General features: G+C 43.5%; 22 protein-coding genes. 14 read left to right on the top strand and 8 right to left on the bottom strand.

Annotated elements, in window-relative coordinates; genetic code table 11:
- Positions 1-2: 2 nt before the first annotated feature.
- A complete protein-coding gene (rsmH, locus tag ACFS5N_RS14360; protein ID WP_377186864.1) occupies positions 3-905 on the bottom strand; it encodes a 16S rRNA (cytosine(1402)-N(4))-methyltransferase RsmH in 903 nt (300 codons plus the stop codon).
- Entirely contained in the window at positions 898-1,362 is a 465-nt protein-coding gene (gene mraZ, locus ACFS5N_RS14355; RefSeq protein WP_377186861.1) for a division/cell wall cluster transcriptional repressor MraZ, read from the bottom strand. The genes rsmH and mraZ overlap by 8 nt, the downstream gene beginning before the upstream one ends.
- A gap of 227 nt (positions 1,363-1,589) precedes the next feature.
- Here mraZ and ACFS5N_RS14350 point away from each other — a divergent pair, with 227 nt between their 5' ends.
- Together ACFS5N_RS14350 and ACFS5N_RS14345 are read left to right on the top strand one after the other, a co-directional pair.
- Positions 1,590-2,165, top strand: coding sequence for a hypothetical protein (locus ACFS5N_RS14350; protein WP_377186858.1), 576 nt, complete (start codon positions 1,590-1,592; stop codon positions 2,163-2,165).
- A gap of 157 nt (positions 2,166-2,322) precedes the next feature.
- Complete coding sequence (locus ACFS5N_RS14345) at positions 2,323-2,952, top strand: hypothetical protein (protein WP_377186855.1); 630 nt, start codon at positions 2,323-2,325, stop codon at positions 2,950-2,952.
- Here the strand turns inward: ACFS5N_RS14345 and ACFS5N_RS14340 are convergent.
- Positions 2,949-4,778, bottom strand: coding sequence for a UbiD family decarboxylase (locus ACFS5N_RS14340; protein WP_377186852.1), 1,830 nt, complete (start codon positions 4,776-4,778; stop codon positions 2,949-2,951). The two genes, ACFS5N_RS14345 and ACFS5N_RS14340, sit on opposite strands and share 4 nt — an antisense overlap.
- Positions 4,779-5,081: 303 nt before the next feature.
- Between ACFS5N_RS14340 and ACFS5N_RS14335 the strand changes: the two genes are divergently transcribed.
- Complete coding sequence (locus ACFS5N_RS14335) at positions 5,082-5,918, top strand: sulfite exporter TauE/SafE family protein (protein WP_377186849.1); 837 nt, start codon at positions 5,082-5,084, stop codon at positions 5,916-5,918.
- Entirely contained in the window at positions 5,915-6,295 is a 381-nt protein-coding gene (locus ACFS5N_RS14330) for a DUF1634 domain-containing protein (protein WP_377186846.1), read from the top strand. The genes ACFS5N_RS14335 and ACFS5N_RS14330 overlap by 4 nt, the downstream gene beginning before the upstream one ends.
- On the opposite strand, the gene ACFS5N_RS14325 is transcribed toward ACFS5N_RS14330, so the two are convergent.
- Positions 6,296-8,722: an outer membrane beta-barrel protein gene (locus tag ACFS5N_RS14325; RefSeq protein ID WP_377186843.1), complete on the bottom strand. Its 2,427-nt coding sequence runs from the start codon at positions 8,720-8,722 to the stop codon at positions 6,296-6,298.
- Positions 8,723-8,950: 228 nt separating this feature from the next.
- On the opposite strand from ACFS5N_RS14325, the gene ACFS5N_RS14320 reads away from it, so the two are divergent.
- Positions 8,951-9,907, top strand: coding sequence for an alpha/beta hydrolase (locus tag ACFS5N_RS14320; protein WP_377186840.1), 957 nt, complete (start codon positions 8,951-8,953; stop codon positions 9,905-9,907).
- Between the two features lie 3 nt (positions 9,908-9,910).
- Here ACFS5N_RS14320 and ACFS5N_RS14315 read toward each other — a convergent pair whose 3' ends face one another.
- Entirely contained in the window at positions 9,911-10,384 is a 474-nt protein-coding gene (locus ACFS5N_RS14315; RefSeq protein ID WP_377186837.1) for a DinB family protein, read from the bottom strand.
- 83 nt (positions 10,385-10,467) lie between these two features.
- On the opposite strand from ACFS5N_RS14315, the gene ACFS5N_RS14310 reads away from it, so the two are divergent.
- The 4 genes from ACFS5N_RS14310 to pruA all read left to right on the top strand — a co-directional run bounded on the left by ACFS5N_RS14310 (position 10,468) and on the right by pruA (position 15,724).
- Entirely contained in the window at positions 10,468-12,216 is a 1,749-nt protein-coding gene (locus tag ACFS5N_RS14310; protein ID WP_377186834.1) for a DUF885 domain-containing protein, read from the top strand.
- A 120-nt stretch (positions 12,217-12,336) separates the two neighbouring features.
- Complete coding sequence (locus ACFS5N_RS14305) at positions 12,337-13,260, top strand: DUF5996 family protein (RefSeq protein WP_377186831.1); 924 nt, start codon at positions 12,337-12,339, stop codon at positions 13,258-13,260.
- Positions 13,261-13,399: 139 nt separating this feature from the next.
- Complete coding sequence (locus ACFS5N_RS14300) at positions 13,400-13,897, top strand: hypothetical protein (protein WP_377186828.1); 498 nt, start codon at positions 13,400-13,402, stop codon at positions 13,895-13,897.
- A 189-nt stretch (positions 13,898-14,086) separates the two neighbouring features.
- On the top strand, positions 14,087-15,724 hold the full coding sequence (pruA, locus tag ACFS5N_RS14295; protein ID WP_377186825.1) for an L-glutamate gamma-semialdehyde dehydrogenase: 1,638 nt from the start codon (positions 14,087-14,089) through the stop codon (positions 15,722-15,724).
- A gap of 140 nt (positions 15,725-15,864) precedes the next feature.
- On the opposite strand, the gene can is transcribed toward pruA, so the two are convergent.
- The 3 genes from can to ACFS5N_RS14280 form a co-directional block, all read right to left on the bottom strand.
- Entirely contained in the window at positions 15,865-16,524 is a 660-nt protein-coding gene (gene can / locus ACFS5N_RS14290) for a carbonate dehydratase (RefSeq protein WP_377186822.1), read from the bottom strand.
- A gap of 2 nt (positions 16,525-16,526) precedes the next feature.
- Entirely contained in the window at positions 16,527-17,291 is a 765-nt protein-coding gene (locus ACFS5N_RS14285) for a YoaK family protein (RefSeq protein WP_377186819.1), read from the bottom strand.
- 163 nt (positions 17,292-17,454) lie between these two features.
- Positions 17,455-17,784: a hypothetical protein gene (locus tag ACFS5N_RS14280; RefSeq protein ID WP_377186816.1), complete on the bottom strand. Its 330-nt coding sequence runs from the start codon at positions 17,782-17,784 to the stop codon at positions 17,455-17,457.
- 101 nt (positions 17,785-17,885) lie between these two features.
- Here ACFS5N_RS14280 and ACFS5N_RS14275 point away from each other — a divergent pair, with 101 nt between their 5' ends.
- The 5 genes from ACFS5N_RS14275 to ACFS5N_RS14255 all read left to right on the top strand — a co-directional run bounded on the left by ACFS5N_RS14275 (position 17,886) and on the right by ACFS5N_RS14255 (position 22,641).
- Entirely contained in the window at positions 17,886-19,427 is a 1,542-nt protein-coding gene (locus ACFS5N_RS14275; protein ID WP_377186813.1) for an acyl-CoA carboxylase subunit beta, read from the top strand.
- Between the two features lie 111 nt (positions 19,428-19,538).
- Positions 19,539-19,865 (top strand): endonuclease domain-containing protein, encoded by a 327-nt coding sequence (locus ACFS5N_RS14270; protein WP_377186810.1) that lies wholly within the window; start codon positions 19,539-19,541, stop codon positions 19,863-19,865.
- Positions 19,866-20,060: 195 nt separating this feature from the next.
- Positions 20,061-20,474 (top strand): GNAT family N-acetyltransferase, encoded by a 414-nt coding sequence (locus ACFS5N_RS14265; RefSeq protein ID WP_377186807.1) that lies wholly within the window; start codon positions 20,061-20,063, stop codon positions 20,472-20,474.
- A gap of 93 nt (positions 20,475-20,567) precedes the next feature.
- Positions 20,568-21,683 (top strand): M42 family metallopeptidase, encoded by a 1,116-nt coding sequence (locus ACFS5N_RS14260; protein ID WP_377186804.1) that lies wholly within the window; start codon positions 20,568-20,570, stop codon positions 21,681-21,683.
- Positions 21,684-21,738: 55 nt separating this feature from the next.
- Positions 21,739-22,641, top strand: coding sequence for a nucleotidyltransferase family protein (locus ACFS5N_RS14255; protein ID WP_377186801.1), 903 nt, complete (start codon positions 21,739-21,741; stop codon positions 22,639-22,641).
- Positions 22,642-22,892: the final 251 nt, after the last annotated feature.

Below are 22,892 nucleotides of genomic sequence, written 5' to 3'. Positions count from 1 at the left end.
CACTACTTTTTAACTGCAACCCTTAACTTAGCACTGCGTGCCCTGTTATTATTTTTTATCTCTTCGTCGGTCGCTGTAATAGCGCCGCGACTCACCGCATCAAACGGTTTCTGATCATTACCAAAAAAATCTTTTTCCACCTCGCCGCTGAATTTGCCTTTGGCAATGAAATTTTTAACCAGCCTATCTTCCAGTGAATGGTAAGACATAACCACCAATCGGCCACCCGGCTCCAACACCTCGGCAGTTTGCGCTAAAAACTCTTTCAGCGCTTCCAGCTCCTGGTTAACCTCAATACGCAACGCCTGAAAAACCTGCGCCAGGTATTTATTTTCTTTTCCGCGTGGGATACGATCTGAGATCACATTTTTCAAATCGGCAACCGTATTGATTGGCACATTTAATCGCGCGGTTACTATAGTATGCGACAGCGATTTGGCGTTTTGTATCTCGCCATACACACCAAATATGCGGTGCAGATCGGCCTCGCTATAAGTATTCACTACTATTTTAGCAGTAAGCTCAGCAGCCTGATTCATACGCATATCCAGCTCAGCGTCAAAACGAATCGAAAAACCACGGTCGGCCTCATCAAACTGATGCGATGACACACCCAGGTCGGCCAGAATACCGCTTACCGGTATAGCCCCATGCAGGCGGCAAAAGTTTTTCAGATACCTGAAATTCTGATCGACAAACTCAAAGCGTTCATCTTCGATCATATTGCGCTGCGCATCAGCATCCTGATCAAAAGCCAGCAGTCTGCCGTTTTTGCCCAGATGCTTTAATATCTCTCTCGAATGGCCGCCACCACCAAAAGTCACATCTACGTAAGTACCATCAGGTTTAATATTTAAACCCTCCATGCATTCCTGCAACATCACCGGGTTATGATAATCAGTCATCACCCCTCCTTCCGGCACCACCCATTACCTCTTCGGCCAGGTTTGCAAAGTTTTCAGGCTCATCATCCAGTTGCGCATCGTACGCCTCTTTGGCCCAAACCTCTATTTTATTAAATTGACAAGCCAGCACCACATCGGCACCAATACCGGCGTATTCTAAAAGCGACTTTGGCAAAAGCACCCGGCCCGCACTATCCAGCAGCAATTCAGACGCGCCGCGGGTGAAGTAGCGAATAAATTCGCGGGTCTTTTTCTCGTACGAGTTAAGCTTGCTCAAGTCGTCAACTATCTTATCCCATTCTTTCCGGGTGTAGATAACCAAATGCTTTTCAAAGCCACGATTGATGACAAGCCCCTCACTTACAGCTTCTGGAAGCTGTTTTTTGAGGCCAACGGGTATCATCATACGCCCTTTAGCATCTAGTTTACAATCAAATTCGCCTAAAAAATTCGACATTCTACACTTAGACTATTATGGTAGTGTAAAAGTAAATCACTTTCTCCACTTTATTACACTTTTTCCCACCAAAAAGTTTTCAACATTTAAAAAATGGTTTTTTTCTCCCACTTTAATGAGATTTCGGGAAAGCGGAAAATTTAAAAGATTGATTACCAGATATAAGCCACGAACTGTCTGTGGAAAATGAGGTTTAATTGCATCCTGACCGAAAAAAGCGATATTTAATGCAGATTAGAGCTATAATGAAGAATCTGGGCCGAATTTTATTTACGTTAGCGATGCTATGCTTTGGTGGCAAATTATATGCGCAAGAAACTGTTAATAAAGGAGATATAGTCATTCACATTCACGGGTCAGGTCCGGATTTTCTAAATAAGTTTCAATTAGATATTTACAAACGATCAGATTCCATGAAAATAGTTTATGCCGTATTTGACAGCATCAGGTTTTCGGTAACCCGAAAAGACAGCGCATTTGCGCGCTTATCTGCTAAGTATTGGGAAGGGAAGGGAGATAGCGCCGAAAGACGAAGGCTTTCAGATGCAGTGAGTGCATATTTCGAACGCAATTCTGTATATGATCGCGATTCGATAACGATAGCCGCCAGGCAAGATACTGCCTACAACGCCCTATTGCAGCGCCTAGGCAGCGCCTCTAAAGAGGATTTGTTGCAAACCGGCCGAAATAAGAATAGGTTTCTGATAGATGGCGTTCATTTCGGTTTTGCTATTACTTCGGCATCAGGCTATAAAGCAGTTGGAGTAAGAAGCCCAAGTGCAAACTCGCATCCTTTATTATAGTTTACTTTCGGAAACTATGCAAATTGGCAGGGATTATAAACTCCAACCTTTTTCGCACAGGAAACGCGTTGGTGGTTACTGAAACTCACAGATTCGAAAAATGGAATTTAATTGTTTTAATGACAAATTATAGCGAGATTGGTATAACCTACTAACCATGAGCTATTCTGTTCGACTTTTATTATTGGCGATTTTATTTTACACTGCGAAAGGATTATTTGCGCAAGAGATTGTTAATAAAGGGGATATAGCGATACATATCGTTGATGCTGATGCATGGGGCATGCATAAATTTTTTATTGATATTTATAAGCACAGAAACCAGGTTAAGATAGTGTACGCTCATCGGGATAGTATCAAGCATGCTGAAATACGCAGAGATCCTGCCTATAAACCAATATCACATGCGGCCTTTAGATATCCTTCATCTGATCCAAGGGGACAATCTGCATTAGATAGCCTGACTAAATACTTCGATCTTCATTCAGTATATACCAGAGATTCGGTAACCATCGATATCAAACACGATACTGCATACGGTAATCTTTTATCGCGCATTGCCAAAACCAGCGAAGCGGAGTTAAAACGAAAGCATGATGATGTACATGTGTTAGATGGAGATTTCCCTTCATTTATAGTTATAACCAATAGAGAAAACAAAAAAGCCGAAGCACAATCACCAACAATGCAATCTCATCCTTTACTTTTCACCTTACTCCATCATACTATGGAAGAGGGAAAGTCTCTTAAAGCTGCAGATAAAATCAGAAAGTATTACGGGTATTAAATAACCCCATACAACTCCCCGCCTTTTTCACCCATAGCGTCCACTCGCTTCTCTACCTCCGGGTCTTTTTCAAGCACCGGCGCATGATGCGCCTTAATGCGCGCGTCAATAATCAGCGGACCATAGCAGCCCCAGTGCTTATGTTCGGTAAACTCATTAATACCATAAATATCGTGCGATGGGTTGCTGCGGGTAAAGGTTACCCATACAAAATTGTTGAGGTTTTGAGCCACAAAAGTCGCATCATCGCATAAAACAAATAGCGGAATACCGGCCAGATCAGATTCAGCGAAATGCTCCTGCAAAAATTCAATGATCATGGGTATATCACTGGTGCGGATGTTTTTTGGAATTTCAATAGCCAATATGCCCGGCATTACCATACGGTAGGTTACCAATGGCTTTGGCAGACTGAAGCCGGCAGGAACGTCGGCCCATAGCTCGCGCTTAATATCACCCGCTACGGTGATGGCCACTTTGCTGCCCGAGTTTAGTCCGCTGCCGCTATAGTCGAGCGTGTCGATGGTGGTGCGGGTATAAAAATGCAGATCACGGGTTAGGTCAATACGCTGCAATATGTGCGTCAGGAACTGGCGGATATTATTGACATCCAATGATGGATCATCTTCTTTGGCAGCAATGAGCAGGTATTTTGCCAGACTTAATTGGTTCTTACCAAGAATATGATTGGCGATAGTTAATATTTCCTGAGGCTTACGCTCCTTTAAATAAGGTGTGTAACGCTCGCTGCCAATGGCGAATAACAGCGGATGCACGCCCGCAGCATCAACCGCATTAACTGCCGTTAGTCCCGGGATTTCCTCTGGCAGCGCAGCGCCGCTGATCTCATGGATCAAAGCACCAAAACTGGTATCTTCCTGCGGCGGGCGGCCCACAACGGTGAACGACCAGATGGCATCTTTACGGTGATATACGTTATGAACTTTCAATAGCGGGAAGTCGTGCGTCAGGCTATAATAACCTAAGTGATCACCGAATGGGCCCTCGGGTTTATTCTCGTGAGGCGCTACGGTACCTGTGATAATAAAATCGGCATCGGCAGAAATGCAGAAACCTTCCTCATCATAAAAGTAACGGAAGCGGCGATTACCCAATGCACCGGCAAAAGTCATTTCAGACAGTCCCTCGGGCAATGGCATTACCGCGGCCACCGGGTGCGACGGCGGACCACCCACAAAGATGCTTACCTTTAGCGGCTGTCCCTTAGCATTGGCCTTGGTTTGATGCACACCGATACCACGGTGCAATTGGTAATGCAGGCCTATCTCTTTATTTAATATATAGTCGTTACCTGCCAGCTGGATGCGATACATCCCCAGATTAGCATTCATGATGCCGGGCTTGTCGCTGTCCTCGGTATAAACCTGTGGCATGGTCACAAACGGACCGCCATCCTTTGGCCAGTTTACAATTTGCGGAAGGTCCTCAATATTGCATTTTTCAAAATGCTTGCGTCCCACTTTCATCGGCAAAGCCGATAAAGCAGTAAGCGCTACATTGGCGTATTTAAAAGGATGCCTGAGCGCTTGCATGGGGTCGTTCTTTACATCAACCAGGGTTTTTACTTTTTCTAATGAGTCGCGGAAGATGAATTTAGAACGCTCTAAAGTTCCAAACAGATTTGACACCGCCGGGAATTTACTGCCTTTTACCTTTTCAAATAATATAGCCGGTCCGCCGGCCTCAAACACACGCAGGTGTATAGCGGCCATTTCCAGGTATGGGTCAACTTCTTCTTTTATACGTATTAAATGACCATGTTTTTCAAGGTCGGTAATGCAGGCTTGTAAACTTGGGTAACCCATTCGCTATAGATTCGATAATGTCATTTCGACCGACAGGAGAAGCCTATATACAAAGGCTACAAGCGATTATTAGCGCGTGTACAGATTTCTCGATTCGCTGGAAATGACAGTTTAAGATGCCACAAATGTACAAATTGAAAAAATGTAACTTAAAAATATGAAGCTTTTAGTAGTATTTAGATTGAACTGACCGGGGTTTCGTATCTTTCTCCACCAATCCCACCAAGCCTATAGATAAACATTAAAGTAGGTGCTTAAAAAAACTTATTGCTACTTTTAGCTGTCAAATGTTCAGGACCTGCAATGTCGGTTATTGAGATTACTATTATTATTCTTATAGGGGCTTATTTTGCCGGTTTACTCGGCTCGCTTACCGGCTTAGGCGGGGGCTTTATTATCATCCCGCTTTTTACGCTGGTTCTCCATATTGATATTCACTATGCTATCGGCGCTTCGCTGATCTCGGTTATCGCTACCTCATCAGGTGCGGCTGCAGCTTATGTTAAAGAGGGTATCACCAATATGCGGCTGGGCATGTTTTTAGAGATAGCCACCACCTCGGGGGCGATGCTGGGCGCCATATTAGCCATTTATACCCCCACACATTATATTGCCATTTTGTTTGGATTGATATTGATCTCGTCGGCCATCTTGTCTGTACGAAAAAAGAAACAACACATCTTGCAACATAAAAGTTATCTGGCCGAAAAACTAAAATTAAATGGCAGCTATCCTACCGCAGACGGCCCGGTTGAATATGGGGTAACTAATGTTGCCGGCGGTTTTGGCACTATGTTATTTGCAGGGGTAATATCTGGCTTGCTGGGTATAGGTTCAGGCGCCTTAAAAGTTGTAGCAATGGATAATATAATGCGCATACCTTTTAAAGTTTCTACAACTACCAGCAATTTTATGATTGGTGTTACGGCAGCGGCCAGTGCGGTTGTTTACCTGCAACGCGGCTATATAGACCCGGCGCTATCTATGCCCGTGGTGGTAGGTGTGCTGTTTGGCGCTTTAACCGGGTCAAAAATTTTAGTGAACAGCAATTCATCGAAATGGATCAGGGTAATGTTTGCAGTTGTGATTACATTCATTGCAGTACAAATGATTTATAATGGCGTGACCCACAAAATATGATGAGTAAGCTCAAAGATACCGACATACAAAATATCATAGGCTGGGTACTGCGCTCAGGCGTATTTTTATCAATAGCTATATGTGCCTTGGGCGCATCGATATATTTATTCAGGCATGGGCATGACATAGCCAACTATCACAACTTCACGGGTGTGCCAGCTTCAGTACAACTAGGCGAGATTGTAAAAAGTGTTACCGAGTTGAAAGGGCGCGCTATTATACAGGCCGGTATTATATTACTTATTGCTACACCTATAATGCGCGTATTATTTTCGGCAATTGGCTTCGTTGCCGAAAAAGACTATTTATATACCGGTATAACCATTTTGGTACTGGCAATTATTTTCATCAGCATGTTAAGCGGCCATGCAGGCTAATTAGTTTCCGGCTACTTCACCCGCACTGCCGGTAGCACGTTTTTGCTCATCTTCATTACCGGTCCGGTGTTTAGCGGCACTTTTCAGCGACACGTTCCCGAAACGGTAGGTAAATGTCAGAAAGAACCGGCGGGTTTCTATCTTATCGTACACAGTCATATGTAAGTTTTGGTAATTGATGGCGCTCCAATCGCGGTGGGTGTTAAATATATCTGATGTATTAAATGTTAAAGTGCCATTATTATGCAAGATACGTTTTGATAAACCGGCACGTACATAGTAATCGGCTTTAAACTGTCCGATGCCGTAAAAAGTTGGCGAGTCGTACTCACCGCCTATTTCGCCCGAAAAAGTGTCAGAGAATTTAAAGCGCTGGGTACTGTTAAAAATTACGTACTGCGTGCCTTTATTCAAATTGCCGTATTTTGGATAGGCCACGATACGCTGATAAGATGCATCAATATTGTTATCAGCTTCCCACCAGGTGGTAAAAATTATAGGCACGTAAAACCTGACGCCATATATCGAAAGCTTTCCAAAATTTTCAGTAACGGTACGACTCACTTTTGATGAGTCATTCAGCATATAACCATTAAAGTTATAGAAGTTACTAGTCACACTGGCATATAGCGTAGCCAAATACTTACTGTAAGTGTGCGATAAACTCAGGTAGTTGGTAAACGACGGTGCAATGTTTGGATTACCCTGCTTATAGTCGTACAGGTCGGCAAAGCTTAAAAACGGATTAACTACGGCGAAATCAGGGCGCGATATGCTTCTGCTAAAATTAAGATCGAGGCTTTGTTTATCGTTTATTTTATAACCGATGTCGGCTCGCGGAATCCAGCTAAGGTAATGTTTTTCGACATCGCTGTTCATCAAAGCCGAATTGCCGTGTCCGCTGGTATTGGTTTGTTCTAAACGCATACCAGCCATCACACTAAATTTATTAACCTTGCCGTTATAATTTATGTAACCTGAGTTGACATTTTCTTTATAATCAAAAGTACTGCTAAACCTGGGCGAACTTTGATAAACACCATCTACTTCCGGCCCAAAAATCAACTGGTTATTGCTTTCGGTCAAACTGTATTTAAATCCGGCCTCTAACTTTGAGGTTTTAGACAAGGGGTGGATATAGTCAACCTTGGCCGACCAGATATGGGTATCAGCGGGCGATAAATTTTGAAGGCTTAACATAGGGCGATAAGCTATATCCGCCGAATTGTTAAAATAATTGTCGATGTACTCAGCCGCGTTTCTGTCAATATCATTAAAAACCACATCGGCCGAAAGCGCCCTGCCATTGCTATCCAGTTTACCCACGTAATTCACATCATAACTAGCGTTAGATAACTTACGGTGCAATTTAGATTTGGTAGAGATAGTCGAATCTAACACACCGTTGTTGGACATATTCAGGAGGTTGTTTTTATTGTAGTTATTATTGGTTACCACCCCCTCAATCAAAACTCCAATAGTATGTTTTTTTGAAATGACATAATCTGCACCAACCGAATAATTTTGCTTTGAACCTTGATAAACTGTATTGTACCTCACATCATAATTGCTCAGCATACCTTTATAATCAATGTCACGATTGGTTAAAAAAACATGGTCGGTTTTATCATAGGTGAAGTTATAGTTACCAAAGACGTTCAGGTTTTTATGCTTGCTGTTAAAGTTAATACCAGCGCCGGCTTTGCCATAGGTACCATAGCCTGCAGTGCTTGAAACGGCGAAATTTGTTCCTTCAGCGGTACCTCTTTTTGAAACAATATTAATGATACCCGCGCCTGCAGCGTCATACTTTGCAGACGGGCTGGTAATTAATTCAATTTGTTTGATGGCATTGCCCGGCAGGCTTTGCAGGTAATCAACCAGGTCCTGGCTGCTTAATCTAACCTGCTTGCCATTTACCATAACCAGTGCATTAGCATGGCCAATCAGACTAAGGTTACCTTTGGTATCGGCATGCACACCGGGGGCCTGTTCTCTTAATATATCAAACGCCGACCGGCCATCAGAACTTAAACTATTGAGGTTAAGCACCACCTTATCCGGCCTTACATCAATATATTGGCGTTGGGCAGTAACTGTTACTTCTTTAAGGAGGGGGGTGTGCAGCACCAGCATAACATTGTCTGCTAACAGGTCCTCTCCATCATTAATCACATAGGGGCCCGTTAACGATTGATCATAACGCAGTCTGCTTATTAATAATAAATATTTACCCGGTGTTACAGTGAGCCGATATTCGCCGCTATCATTACAGATGGTTGATTTTATGATGGATGAATCGGCAGCAGAAAGTAAGATAACGTTTGCGGCTTCAGCAGGCTGCTTGTTTTCGCCGTAAACTTTACCATGAATGCCCGATGCATTCTGTGCGTATATAGGGTTATACGCACTCAATAAGAACGCCATCAATAAGCACCCTTTTAACAACCGCATTAAAATATGATCAGTAAGAATATATACCAGTTAAATAATAGACCATAAATATGCTTATAAATAGCCTAATTACAGGACTTTTATACGGTATTTTTTTAACAAAAGTTATCAACTGCTTTTCAGTGATAGTGTGCTAAATTTATATTCGGCCAATTTTTATTAATTTTCGCCGTTAATAATTCTGTTATTATAATGCAGCACATGAATAAGGTTTACTTTTTTTTATTTACCATTTTTTCTGTATTCACTCTGTCTGCACAAGCACAGACCGAAACGCCGGCTACCTATAAGGGTTTATCGATAACTATATCAGGTACTATTACCATGCCTGTCAATGCCTCTGGCAAAATCCCCGTAGTATTGATCATCCCGGGAACCGGTACATTAGACCGCGACGGTAACAGTGAAAAACTGAATATCAAAAGCAATGCATATAAACTATTGGCGCAAGATCTGGCTAAAGCCGGTATAGCGTCTTTACGTTATGACAAACGCCGGGTGGGCCAAAGTTTAATGAAAGACAAAGAAGACAACCTGCGTTTCGACGATTATGTTGATGATGCCATAGGCCTGATCAACATGCTGAAAGATGACAAGCGCTTCTCAAAAATAGTTGTATTGGGACATGCTGAAGGCTCATTAGTGGGTATGCTTTCGGTAGCTGAAACCGAAGGGGCAAGTAACGCTTTTATTTCTGTAGAGGGTTTCGGTCGCCGTGCCGATTATATATTGAAAGATCAAATGAAATCGCAGCCGGGCTACATGTCAGACGGTTTTAACAAAATTCTGGACTCGCTTAAAGTAGGCAGCGTACAAAAGAAAGTTGATATCTCGTTATACCCATATATACGCCCAAGCATTCAAAACTACTTAATGAGCTGGTTTAGGTTTGACCCTACCGACGAGCTTAAAAAAGTAAGAGTGCCCGTGCTTATAGTACAAGGCAGCACCGACCTGCAGGTAGCCACAACCGAGGGCGACAAACTAAAACACGTACGCTCAAGCTATACTTACGCCCTGATACGCGGTATGAACTACGTTTTCAGAGAGGCGCCCGAGGATAAAGAGAAAAACATAGCCACTTATACCCAGCCCGACCTACCACTAAAACCAGAATTTGTGGCAGCGATAACTGACTTTATCAAGGGCCTGAAATAATAACTATTTATAATTACCCTGTAAACGGCGTATTACAATTATCTCGCTAATGTGATAGGCAGCATGGTCGGCAATCTGCAGGGCTTCGCGTAAAATGGTTTGGCCGCTGCCATGGGGTATTTTTTTATAGATATCTTCCTTTTTAAACAGATCAATAAATCGCTCCAGGTCATTTTCAATTTGTTTTAACGAATCTTCCCAGGCTTTATCGTCGGCTGGTGCTGTTTCTTTTACCCAGTAATCGTCGGGCCACTTAGGCGATTTATGATTAGCATTCAGGCTAAACTGCAACATATCCCATTGGGCAATGCGTATGTGTTCAACCAGTTGCCAAATGCTGTAGGGCAATTTGTCAGGTTTCTCGCCACGGGCATCGGCGGGAAGCCCGTCTAATGCCGCTTTTAAACCGATGTGCGCACTGCCACCGCGTAAAAGTTTCACAATCTCGTCAACAATAATTTCGTGCTCGGTGCTCATATGGATATGCTTTGTTTTATTGTTAATTAATAGCTTTTTTGGGTTAAATGTTCTAAGTTTATCCAACAAATATTTTTCTGTTAATGAACCGTTATCTATCGTTTTTATTAGTTATTGCTGTTTTTGCCACAGGATGCCAGAAAGACCGGCAAGGCCCCTTGAACCAGGCCCAGGGCAATGACGCCTTTGCAAATTATGAAAATCATTTTCTGGAAGCACTCTGGAAGTTAAATCCAAGCTGGGCTACCGAAGAGGGCTACCATAAATATGACAGTTTACTGGTTGTGCCTGACGATAAAAGCCGCGATGCTATGATGAATTTTGTTAAAGTGCAGAAAGATTCATTAGCACGCTACGAGGTAAACGACCTGAACGAGGCAAACCGCATGGACTACCAGCTGATTCAAAACCGGCTTGACTATGAAGGCTGGAAGCTATCCGTTTTAAAAGATTACCAGTGGAACCCGGCGCATTATAGCCCCTTCGGCGCTTTTGCGACGATACTGAATGAACATTATGCCCCGCTAAGCAAACGCCTGCGCAACTTCTACGAAAAAATGGCTAACCTGCCGGCCTACTATAAAGAAGCGCAAAAGCAAATTAAAAACCCTGCGCCTGAATTTACCGCCTTGGCTATTGAGCAGCAAAACGGCGGCATAGCTGTCATAGAGAGAGATTTTGCCGACTCACTTAAAAAAACCAGTATCCCTGCAGCCGAGCAAAAACAGATGACTGATCGGGCCAAACTGGCCGTACAAAGCGCACGCGAATTCGTCGCCTTCCTGCAAAATATTAAAAACGACAAGCCGCGTAGCTTCCGTTTAGGCAAAACTTTGTATGAAGACAAGTTTAAATATGAAATGCAATCGGCCTATGGCGCGCAGGAGCTATTTAATATGGCTGTTGAACGCAAAAAACAGATCCACCGCGATATGGCTAAGCTAAGTCGCCAGCTATGGCCGAAATATTTTGGCAAGAAAGCCATGCCATCCGATTCATTGGATATGATCGCGGGGGTGCTGGACACCCTTTCATCTAAACACACAACGGCCGACGAACTGCAATCGACCATTGAGAAACAACTGCCGGTACTAGCCAACTTTGTTAAAACCAAAGACCTGCTGACGCTTGATCCAAGCAAGCCGCTTGAGGTGCGTAAACAACCGGCGTACTTTGGCAATGCGGCTGTGGCATCTATGAGCCCGCCGGGGCCATATGAGAAAAACGGCAAATCATATTTTAACATCATCAGCCTTAAAGGCTTAGCGCCTGAAAAAGCCGAAAGCTATTTGCGCGAGTACAACAACTACACCCTGCAGATTCTGTGCATCCACGAAGCCATACCCGGGCACTATGTGCAGTTAGTTTACGCCAATAAAGCGCCAAGCCTCATCAAATCATTATTTGGCAGTGGCGCCATGGTTGAAGGCTGGGCTGTTTATGGTGAAGAGATGATGCTCGATGCCGGTTATGACCCATCGCCCGAAATGAAACTGATGTGGTACAAATGGCACTTGCGCTCCGTTTGCAATACCATACTCGACTTTAACGTTCATTGCAATGACCTGGCTAAAAACCAGGCTATCAAATTCCTCACTCACGAAGCTTTCCAGCAGCAGGCAGAAGCGGAAGGCAAATGGAAACGTGTAAGCGTAACCAGTGTACAGTTAGATAGCTATTACGACGGCTACAAAGAGATCGTCGACCTGCGGGATGCCTACAAGACCAAAATGGGTGACAAGTATAAACTAAAAGATTTCAATGAAAAGTTTCTGAGCTACGGTAATGCACCGGTTAAATTAATCAGGAATGCAATGTTGAATGTGAAGTAAATATTATCTTTCAACGCTTGGCATTTCGGGCAGGGCGAGAAATCTATATACACGCCAAGCGAGGCGTTAATATCCGGGTATAGATTTCTCTTTCCGATCGAAATTACATTTTTTACAACCATGAAAAACAACTGGCCAAAACTCAATTATAACCAACTCAAAGACACCGTCGCCACCGTGCAGCTTTGGACGCAGATAGTTGGTAAAATAAGATTGAAAACCATGCCCTGGCTCAATCATTCCTGGCATGTTACGCTATATGTTTCACCACGGGGATTAACTACACGCAACATACCCTATGGCGACCGCAGTTTTCAGATAGATTTTGATTTCATATCTCATCAGTTGCACATCATCTGTAGTAGCGGTGGCAGCCAGTCGCTTGATTTATACCCGCGCACGGTAGCCAGCTTTTATAAGGAGTTGTTTGAGAAGATGGCTTTGCTGGACATACAAGTAAAGATATATGCTAAACCCAATGAGCTTGACCCGGCCATACCGTTTGCCGAAGATGTGGTTCATAAAAGTTACGACAAAGAGCAGATGGAACTATTTCATCAAGCACTGCTCAATATCGATGGTGTATTCACCCAATTCAGGGCCGGTTTTAGCGGTAAATGCAGCCCGGTACATTTCTTTTGGGGCGCGTTTGACCTGGCGGTTACCCGTTTTTCTGGCCGCAAAGCGCCATTGCATCCGGGCGGCGCACCTAATATGCCTGATGATGTAATGCAGGAAGCGTATTCGCACGAGGTAAGCAGCGCAGGCTTCTGGCCCGGCAGTGATCAGTTTCCGCACCCGGCGTTTTATGCGTACTGCTACCCTACGCCTGAAGCTTTCGGCAAGCAGCCCGTTAAACCTGCCGAAGCTTTTTATAGTGATGGAATGGGCGAGTTCTTTCTGAAATATGAAGATGTACGCAATGCGGCCGATCCTGAACAAACGCTGATGAGCTTTTTGGAAAGCACGTATGTAGCTGCGGCTAATACCGGTGGCTGGGATAGGGATGCTTTGGAATGCGATTTTTCGTGGTGGGAGAAATAGGCTGAATATTTTTGAAAGGCTTCAATGTCATACAAACCAGGTTATTGCGATTGGATAAGCTCTGCCAAAAAGAAAGATAAATACTGGTAATGCGATGATTATGCTTAGAAAGAACAGAATACTTGAGATTTAAAATGAAATGGCAAATACAACTTGGGCAGAAATAGTTCAAAACTTAGGGATAGGTATAATTGGTTCTCTGATTGCATCTGCGGTATTTTTATTGTTTACAAATTGGACTTATAAAAAAGATAAAAAGAAAAAGTACTCCGCTGCATCTGGAAAATATATCGGATATGGCCCAACCGAAAAGCGGGGTGATGTTATTAATATGAATCGTCCGTTAAGTGACGTTAAGATAATTTATCAGGAAAGTAATTTACTTAACATCGTTCTTAAAGAACGCGAACATGAAAATGAATGGCACGGTTTGATCTCGATGCAAAGCAACAACTACGGCACAATTATTTGGAGGTATGTCGTTTTAGGTGGCAAAAAAGTTCCTTCGGAAAATCATCGATTTGGAACGAAACAATTTGCTTATTTACCACGGGGCAATCAAAAAATTGCTTACTTGATAGATGACATTGACAAAACCGGTATGGATAGGGAAATACTTATCGGAACCAGTTTATAGACTGCCCTTGTAGGTGTTGTCACCAATAGTAACGGTATAATTTTACGGCGAGTGCCATATGCCCTGAAATGTGAAGGTATTTAACCTTTGTTGGCACCATGCTGCCCGTCATCAAAAAATCATTTGCACATCTGCATATTCGCACATCTGCACATTAATCGTAACTTTACACAAATAACTGATACCATTATGCTAAAAGGATTTTTTAACGTGCCTGCACCGCAAAATGAGCCTGTATTAAATTACGGCCCAAACAGCCTGGAGCGGGCAGCGCTTAAAGCGGCTTTACAAGAGGGCCGCGCCTCAAGAACCGAAATACCGATGTACATTGGCGACAAGCAAATATTTACCGGTAAACGTTTCGAAATTCGCCCGCCACACGACCACAAACATGTGCTGGCCCATTTTTATGAGGGCGACAAAGACACGGTGACACAAGCTATTGACGCTGCCCTGGCCGCCAAACACAACTGGGAGAATATGCCATGGGAACAGCGCGCCGCTATATTTCTAAAGGCTGCCGATTTATTTGCCGGCCCATACCGTGCTAAGATCAATGCAGCTACCATGTTGGGGCAATCAAAAAATGCCTACCAGGCCGAGATCGACTCAGCTTGCGAGCTGGTTGACTTCCTGCGTTTCAACGTGCATTATATGACTGAAATTTACAGTCAGCAACCACCGGTACCAACGCCAAAAGGTATCTGGAACCGTGTGGAGCAGCGCCCGCTGGAAGGTTTTGTATTTGCCTTGACACCGTTCAACTTTACGGCTATCGCAGGTAATTTACCTGCGTCGGCAGCCATGATGGGTAATGTGGTGGTCTGGAAACCCGCCTATCCGCAAATATACGCCGCTAACGTATTGATGCAGGTATTTCTGGAAGCAGGCCTGCCACCAGGCGTAATTAACCTGATTTATGTTGACGGACCAGTTGCAGGCGATGTAATTTTCAGTCACCCTGATTTTGCGGGTATCCACTTTACCGGTTCAACCGCAGTGTTCCAGAACATCTGGCAAACCATCGGTACAAATATCCATAAATACAAAACTTACCCACGCATAGTAGGCGAAACCGGTGGTAAAGACTTTGTGCTGGCACACCCAAGCGCCGATATCGACGTTTTGACTACTGCCCTTGTTCGTGGTGCGTTTGAGTACCAGGGGCAAAAATGTTCGGCTGCTTCAAGGGCTTATATCCCGGCTTCATTATGGCCTAAGCTTAAAGAAAACCTGCAGCGCGACCTGGCTACCATTAAAATGGGCCCTACCGAAGATTTTGAAAACTTTGTAAATGCAGTGATCACCGAGGCATCATTTGATAAACTGGCCAAATATATTGACGAGGCAAAAGCCAACCCTGAGGTTGAGCTGGTTGCCGGAGGCAATTATGATAAAAGCGTGGGCTGGTTTATAGAGCCAACCATCATCAAAGTAACCGACCCTTACTATGTGACCATGTGTACTGAGCTTTTTGGCCCTGTATTAACTGTTTATGTTTATGAGGATGCTGAGTTTGATGAGATGCTGAAAGTGGTTGATAAAACATCGCCATACGCACTAACCGGAAGCATCATTTCGCAAGATCGTTATGCCATAGCCAAAGCGACGCAAGAACTGCGCAACGCTGCCGGCAACTTCTATATCAACGACAAACCTACGGGTGCGGTAGTTGGCCAGCAGCCGTTTGGCGGCGCACGTGAATCTGGCACCAATGACAAAGCCGGTTCCATGATCAACCTGCTGCGTTGGGTATCGCCAAGAACAATTAAAGAGACCTTTGATCCGCCAAAGGATTACAGGTATCCGTTTTTGCAGAGAGATTAATAAGAGGTCAAGAGACAAGAACCAAGATAGCTTTTTAACCAAATAAAAAGAGCCGGAGGTCAAAGACTTCCGGCTCTTTTGTTTAATAGATATTTGAGTTTGAAACCGAACCAAAATCTTAGCTCTTGATTCCTGGCTCTCTATTGGAATTTATACACGTCCTCCATGTCGCTGTTATCCGTCGCGCTTACTTTCAAATCAGTGATCTGTCCTGTCTTTAAGCTGTAAACCCAGCCATGCACAGATAATTCCTGACCGGCGGCCCAGGCGTTTTGTATGATGGTGGTTTTACGCAGGTTGTAAACGCCCTCAATCACGTTAAGTTCTACAAGGCGGTTGGCACGTTTAGCCTCGTCTTCAATAGCATCTAATTCTTCGGCATGAAAACGGTAAACGTCTTTTATGTGGCGTAACCAGTTGTCAATCAAGCCCACACCTTTGTTGCCCATAGCCGCAATAACGCCACCGCAACCGTAATGGCCGGTTACTATCACATGTTTAACTTTCAAAACGTTAACGGCATAGTCTAATACCGAAAGCATATTCATATCGGTATGGATAACCATATTAGCTATGTTACGGTGAACAAAGATCTCGCCGGGCTGTGTTCCGGTTATCTGGTTAGCAGGTACACGGCTATCGGCACAGCCTATCCAAAGTATCGGCGGATTTTGCCCGTTGGCCAGTTTGTCGAAATATTCAGGGTCGACGGCTAAGTTATCAGCTATAAATTTCTTATTACCCTCTAAAAGCGACTCGTAGGTAATATGTTTAGTATCGTGCAATGATTTTGTAGGCATAATTATTTTGATTTTATTGTAGATGAATATTCAATTTTATTTTTACTAAACAAACGTGACAGTTTATGCAGCGCCAGTTCAGACAAATCGTAGTAAAGTATAGTCAGTAATATCACGGGCACGGCGTAAAATATTGCAAATTCGTACAAATTAAAGAAGTATCCGCCAATTAATCCACCTAAAATATAAAAACCCAATACGGTAAGGCGGATATATATTTTATTGCGGATAACTTCTGCCTTCGTTGATTTTGGATGCATCCATTCGGCCAGTTCGCCGCCCAGATCAGTAAATAAACCGGTAAGGTGCGATGATTTGATTAGCCCCCCGGAGATAACAGATACCAGGCTGTTTTGTAAGCCCATAGAAAACAGTAGAAGGGCAATTACAATCTCCTTCTCCTGCCTGGTTTCCTGGTAAAAGTGATTGCCATAAATCGCCACAAATAATAATACAACGATTTCAATTACTACAGGGATGGAATGGGCGCGATAGTAGCTCTTGCCCTCATATGATTTCACTATGAAATTAGCCAGAAAAGCCCCGGCAAAAAACATAAACAGCCAAAACAGAAAGATGAGCATTTCACCGAAATTTTGCTCGACAATGTGTTTAGATAAATTGGCAACGTGGCCGGTGACATTCGAGGTGAATACCAGGAAAGCAAGTACACTGGTTACGTTAATGATGCCAGATACGGCTGCAGTTGACGATGCCAGCATCAGGTTTTCTTTTAAAGTACGGTCAGCTTTTGATCGTTTTAACATATACGCGTTTGTTGTGATATACTAAATTAATAAAAACGCATTGGTTCTCTTTCGATAACATACGCAATTAGTAGTGTCCGGATGCGGACCCCTATTACATATTCAATAAATTTTTGTGAATAGCAATATAACACCCGGGCTTTGGGCTCGGGCTTAATTTAGCTTACGCGTTGGGAGGCGGTGTGGGTACAACAGGGTGATATAACTGTACCAGTAAAGCATGTTCCTGATTGTGCAGGTAATTAGTCTCTATTAAAAACGGATCGAAATGAAATATTGCCAGTAAATGCTCGTCAAAAGTTTTCTTTTCTTTCAGGGCATCTTTCTCGGCATTCTCTTTCTCGCCTTTGCTTTCCTGCTCTAACTGCATGATTACAGCTTTGGCAGTACCGCTGTCTAAGAAAGTGAATAATGGCGCAAGCGATATGCTCATCTTCACGGCGAAGACAACCATAAGTATTAGCGACATTAATTTTCTGCTCTTAGCGTTCATTGCGGCAAATATAAAACACTTAACGTTTTTGATTCAGTTTTGTTAACGCTGTTTGTATCATTTAATTGTTATTTTTATAACATTACATCAATCTGATTATTGTGGAGAACAAAATAAAAACCCTTAAAGACAAGCGTATCAAGGCTTTAGCCGGTGGTGGCGAAGTAAGAATTGAGAGCCAGCATAAAAAAGGAAAACTTACTGCGCGCGAGCGTTTGCACTTTTTGATGGACGAAGGTTCGTTTCAGGAAATCGGGATGTTGGTTACCCATCGCTCAACCGACTTTGGGATGGATACCGAAAAATACCCCGGCGACGGTGTGGTGACAGGCTATGGTACCATTAACGGGCGACTGGTTTATGTATACTCACAGGATTTTACTGTTTTTGGCGGTTCACTTTCTGAAACCCATGCCGAAAAAATTTGCAAAATAATGGACCTAGCCATGAAAAACGGCGCACCAGTAGTAGGGTTGAATGATTCGGGAGGTGCGCGTATCCAGGAAGGCGTAGTATCATTAGGTGGCTATGCCGATATTTTTTACCGCAATACCATGGCATCGGGGGTAGTTCCGCAAATATCGGCTATTATGGGGCCATGTGCGGGGGGCGCCGTTTACTCGCCGGCTATTACTGATTTTATTTTGATGGTTGAGCATACCTCATACATGTTTGTTACGGGGCCAAATGTAGTTAAGACAGTTACGCATGAAACAGTAACATCTGAAGAATTGGGGGGCGCCAATACCCATGCCAGCAAATCGGGCGTTACGCATTTTGCCTGCGCCAATGAAATTGACGCCATACAACACATTAAAAAACTACTGAGCTATATGCCGCAAAATTGCGAGGACAAAGCACCGGCTACACCGTATGAATCAGCCAATGAACTGCGACCGGAATTAGATACGCTTTTGCCAGAGGCAGCACAGCAGCCTTATGATGTCCGCGAAATTATTAACCATTTAATAGATACAGGTTCCTTTCTTGAAGTACATAAAGATTTTGCCGAAAATATCGTAGTAGGTTTTGCCCGATTAGCTGGCAGAAGTATTGGTATTGTTGCTAATCAGCCGGCGTTTTTGGCCGGCGTGTTAGATCGCCACTCATCAACCAAGGGCGCACGCTTTGTGCGTTTTTGCGATAGCTTTAATATTCCATTATTAGTTATTGAAGACGTTCCGGGCTTTTTACCGGGCACCGACCAGGAGTGGAACGCCATTATAACCAACGGCGCCAAACTGCTTTATGCTTTTTGCGAGGCAACTGTTCCTCGCGTTACCGTCATCACCCGCAAAGCCTATGGCGGCGCTTACGATGTAATGAACTCCAAACACATAGGCGCGGATATGAACTTTGCCTGGCCTTCTGCCGAAATTGCCGTTATGGGCGCCAAAGGCGCTGCCGAAATCATCTTTAAACGCGAGATCAGCCAGGCTGAAGACCCCGATGCGAAATGGAAAGAGAAGGAACAGTTATACTCGGACATTTTCGCCAATCCCTATCGCGCGGCAGAGCGTGGTTTTATTGATGAGGTTATCGAACCATCTGAAACCCGCCTGAAATTGATTCATGCTTTTAAGATGCTGGAAAATAAGGTGGTGAATAACCCGAGGAAGAAACATGGGAATATACCGTTGTAGGAGTTTGGATTTAAATAATAGCGATAAACTCATCCAAGAACAAGCCAAGCCTCGTGCGATTCCCTCCCCCTGGGAGGGGAAGGGAGGGGTTTCACCAAGCGACATAAAACGATGCCCAAAATCATACCATACAATCCAAAACTAAAACAACTCGCCCGAAAGCTCAGGAAAGACATGACCTTCGGCGAGGTACTCCTTTGGAGTGAATTGAAAGAAAACAAACTTTTGGGATTCGATTTTGATAGACAACACTGCATTGATAATTACATCGTTGATTTTTACTGTAAAGATTTGAAATTAGCTATCGAGATTGATGGTATGAGCCATCATCATGAAGAAGCTTTTATGAAAGATGAGATAAGGCAACAAATACTGGAAAAGGTTAGGCGTAAGATTTGTCAGGTTTACAGAAGCGAAAATGAAAGACGATATGGTTAACGTTATTAGGTGTCTTGAAGCAACAATTATTGAAATTGTTAAGACTGATCGTACTATTAAAATTCCTACAGGTTTTGATAAAAGTTTATTAGACTAGTTTGCTAAACCCCTCCCTACCCTCCCAGGGGAGGGAATCGCACTGGCCGTGGCTTTTGTCGCGTGGTGAATTAAGCGGAAATAAAAACATAAAACCTTATGCTCCAAATAGAACAAATACGCCCTGAACTCACCTGGCGCTTGCGCAAAGAAGTCCTCTACCCCGAATTGCCTATGTATGAAATGGAATTGGAGGAGGACAACTACGGCTATCATTTCGGTGCATTCAGAAATAATGACCTGGTGGGTGTAGTTTCCTTATTTCAGGATGGCACAGATTTTCAATTCAGAAAGTTTGCAGTGATTGAACATGCGCAGGGCACCGGTGTAGGTAAAGCCTTATTAAACTATATTATGGATTTTGCTATTGCCGAAGGCGCCCAACGCATCTGGTGCAATGCACGGACATCGGCTATTGGATTTTATTTACCGTTTGGGTTTGAGCGCACCGGTAAACTTTTTTCAAAAGGAGGTTTCGACTATGAGATAATGGAAAAGATTACACCTGTTTAACACCTATCAGCTTAGCTTGCTGCTTTTTTCTTTCAGCTTAGCAATGCTTTGTTATATTTGCAGCAATGGGTTTAAAACGCCCTGATGCACATTATGTCTAAGAAAAAATCCGATAAAAAAGAGCACGTTCCGGTGGTGACCAACAAGTCATTACAGTTTCTTGAAAGATATATCAATAACCCTTCGCCAACAGGTTTTGAGTGGAAGGGCCAGGAGTTATGGCTTGATTATATCAAGCCTTATGTTGATGACCATTATGTAGATAATTATGGCACTGCTGTAGCCATCATCAACCCAAAAGCTGAATATAAAGTTGTTATTGAAGCTCACGCAGACGAGATTTCATGGTTTGTAAATTACATCACCAATGATGGTTTGATCTATGTGATCCGCAATGGTGGCTCTGACCATCAGATAGCCCCATCAAAACGCGTAAACATCCACACCGAAAATGGTATTGTTAAGGCGGTGTTTGGCTGGCCGGCTATTCACACCCGTTTGGGCGGCGAAAAAGAAGAGGCGCCTAGCCTTAAAAATATTTTCCTGGATTGCGGTGCGACATCAAAAGAAGAAGTCGAAAAACTGGGCATACACGTGGGTTGCGTAATTACTTACGAGGACGAGTTTATAGTATTGAATGACCGTTATTATGTAGGCCGCGCCCTGGACAACCGTGTAGGCGGTTTCATGATTGCCGAGGTTGCACGCTTGTTAAAAGAGAACAAAAAGAAACTGCCTTTCGGCTTGTACATCGTTAATGCCGTTCAGGAAGAGATTGGTTTACGTGGCGCTGAAATGATCGCCCATCGCATTAAACCAAACGTAGCCATTGTTACCGATGTTACACACGACACCCAAACGCCGATGATCAGCAAAATTGCACAGGGTGATTTGGCTTGTGGCCGCGGACCGGTAGTATCATACGCTCCCGCCGTGCAAAACAATCTGAACAAGCTGTTAATGGATAGCGCAGAGAAAGCAGGCATTCCATTCCAACGCCAGGCTTCATCGCGCTCAACCGGCACCGATACCGACGCCTTTGCCTACTCAAACGATGGTGTGCCGTCGGCATTGATCTCGTTATGTTTGCGCTATATGCACACTACCGTTGAAATGGTTCATAAAGAAGATTGCGATAACGTGATCAGGATGATTTATGAAACGTTACTGAATATTAAAGACGGACAGGATTTCAGATACATCAAATAAACAATTTTAACCTTATTAACGTTTGACATACCGGGCCCTAAGCCCAACAATCATTATGAAACCAACATTATTAATATTAGCTGCAGGTATGGCCAGCCGCTATGGCAGCATGAAGCAAATTGATGGTTTTGGCCCTAACGGCGAAACCATTATTGATTACTCAATCTACGACGCTATTAAAGCCGGTTTTGGTAAAGTAAGCTTTATCATCCGCGAAGAATTTGCTGAACCGTTTAAAGCCATTTTTGAACCGAAGCTAAAAGGCCGTATCGAGACAGATTACGTTTTCCAAAGCTTTGATTTGAAACCTTTCGGTATCGACAAAGAAATTGAGCGCGCTAAACCATGGGGTACCGCCCACGCTGTTTTAGCGGCCCGCAACCAAATCAACGAGCCATTTTGCGTTATCAATGCCGATGACTATTATGGTTACGATTCGTTCGAGAAAATGGTTAAATTTTTAACCACAGAGGCCAGCGATGACAACTATTCATTGATTGGCTACCAGATTGACCGCACTTTGTCTGACAATGGCTCAGTATCGCGCGGCGTATGCGAAGTTAATGCCGATGGTTATATGACCGAAGTTAACGAACGTACCGAAGTTTACTTTAAAGAAGACGGCAGCGTGGCTTATAAAGATAGTACCGGTGAGCATCCACTATCAAACGATACTCGTGTGTCAATGAATTTCTGGGGTTTTACACCGGCAGTTTTCGCGCAAAGCGAACCGATGTTCCGGGAGTTTGTTGAGGCCAACCAGGACAATCCGAAAGCTGAATTCTTTATTCCGCTGGTTGCCGACAAACTGATCAAAACCAACACGGCTAAATTCAAAGTTATCCCTACCGGCTCAAAATGGTTCGGTGTAACTTATAAAGAAGATAAGGAAATCGTTCAGAAATCAATCTCTGAGCTAGTTGCTAATGGCACCTACCCTGCTAATCTTTGGGACTAGTTTTTGAACTAACTGATATAGAAAATCCTGCCTGATGGGCGGGATTTTTTTGTTTTAAAGAGTTTCTCTCCCCTTGTCATTCTGAGCGATAGTGAAGAATCTTGTATAAGCGATAAGCAAGCGTATAAGATTCTTCGCTATCGCTCAGAATGACAACTTTTCAAAATTCAAAATTGACGTTAGTCCGGATTTGTAATCCGGACTTTATGTTTGCGGATTTGCAATCCGCTTATTACTGCCAATTGCGATTA

The sequence above is a fragment of the Mucilaginibacter ximonensis genome (assembly GCF_042686265.1).
Lineage (GTDB): Bacteria > Bacteroidota > Bacteroidia > Sphingobacteriales > Sphingobacteriaceae > Mucilaginibacter > Mucilaginibacter ximonensis.
Note: the sequence above shows the minus strand (reverse complement) of the source record. Positions and strands in the feature narration are given on the sequence as shown.

Excerpts from the sequence above, each read along its gene's own strand:
- rsmH (WP_377186864.1), bottom strand. The coding sequence starts at position 905 with ATGACTGATTATCATAACCCGGTGATGTTGCAGGAATGCATGGAGGGT.
- mraZ (WP_377186861.1), bottom strand. The coding sequence starts at position 1,362 with ATGTCGAATTTTTTAGGCGAATTTGATTGTAAACTAGATGCTAAAGGG.
- ACFS5N_RS14350 (WP_377186858.1), top strand. The coding sequence starts at position 1,590 with ATGCAGATTAGAGCTATAATGAAGAATCTGGGCCGAATTTTATTTACG.
- ACFS5N_RS14345 (WP_377186855.1), top strand. The coding sequence starts at position 2,323 with ATGAGCTATTCTGTTCGACTTTTATTATTGGCGATTTTATTTTACACT.
- ACFS5N_RS14340 (WP_377186852.1), bottom strand. The coding sequence starts at position 4,778 with ATGGGTTACCCAAGTTTACAAGCCTGCATTACCGACCTTGAAAAACAT.
- ACFS5N_RS14335 (WP_377186849.1), top strand. The coding sequence starts at position 5,082 with ATGTCGGTTATTGAGATTACTATTATTATTCTTATAGGGGCTTATTTT.
- ACFS5N_RS14330 (WP_377186846.1), top strand. The coding sequence starts at position 5,915 with ATGATGAGTAAGCTCAAAGATACCGACATACAAAATATCATAGGCTGG.
- ACFS5N_RS14325 (WP_377186843.1), bottom strand. The coding sequence starts at position 8,722 with ATGGCGTTCTTATTGAGTGCGTATAACCCTATATACGCACAGAATGCA.
- ACFS5N_RS14320 (WP_377186840.1), top strand. The coding sequence starts at position 8,951 with ATGAATAAGGTTTACTTTTTTTTATTTACCATTTTTTCTGTATTCACT.
- ACFS5N_RS14315 (WP_377186837.1), bottom strand. The coding sequence starts at position 10,384 with ATGAGCACCGAGCACGAAATTATTGTTGACGAGATTGTGAAACTTTTA.
- ACFS5N_RS14310 (WP_377186834.1), top strand. The coding sequence starts at position 10,468 with ATGAACCGTTATCTATCGTTTTTATTAGTTATTGCTGTTTTTGCCACA.
- ACFS5N_RS14305 (WP_377186831.1), top strand. The coding sequence starts at position 12,337 with ATGAAAAACAACTGGCCAAAACTCAATTATAACCAACTCAAAGACACC.
- ACFS5N_RS14300 (WP_377186828.1), top strand. The coding sequence starts at position 13,400 with ATGGCAAATACAACTTGGGCAGAAATAGTTCAAAACTTAGGGATAGGT.
- pruA (WP_377186825.1), top strand. The coding sequence starts at position 14,087 with ATGCTAAAAGGATTTTTTAACGTGCCTGCACCGCAAAATGAGCCTGTA.
- can (WP_377186822.1), bottom strand. The coding sequence starts at position 16,524 with ATGCCTACAAAATCATTGCACGATACTAAACATATTACCTACGAGTCG.
- ACFS5N_RS14285 (WP_377186819.1), bottom strand. The coding sequence starts at position 17,291 with ATGTTAAAACGATCAAAAGCTGACCGTACTTTAAAAGAAAACCTGATG.
- ACFS5N_RS14280 (WP_377186816.1), bottom strand. The coding sequence starts at position 17,784 with ATGAACGCTAAGAGCAGAAAATTAATGTCGCTAATACTTATGGTTGTC.
- ACFS5N_RS14270 (WP_377186810.1), top strand. The coding sequence starts at position 19,539 with ATGCCCAAAATCATACCATACAATCCAAAACTAAAACAACTCGCCCGA.
- ACFS5N_RS14265 (WP_377186807.1), top strand. The coding sequence starts at position 20,061 with ATGCTCCAAATAGAACAAATACGCCCTGAACTCACCTGGCGCTTGCGC.
- ACFS5N_RS14260 (WP_377186804.1), top strand. The coding sequence starts at position 20,568 with ATGTCTAAGAAAAAATCCGATAAAAAAGAGCACGTTCCGGTGGTGACC.
- ACFS5N_RS14255 (WP_377186801.1), top strand. The coding sequence starts at position 21,739 with ATGAAACCAACATTATTAATATTAGCTGCAGGTATGGCCAGCCGCTAT.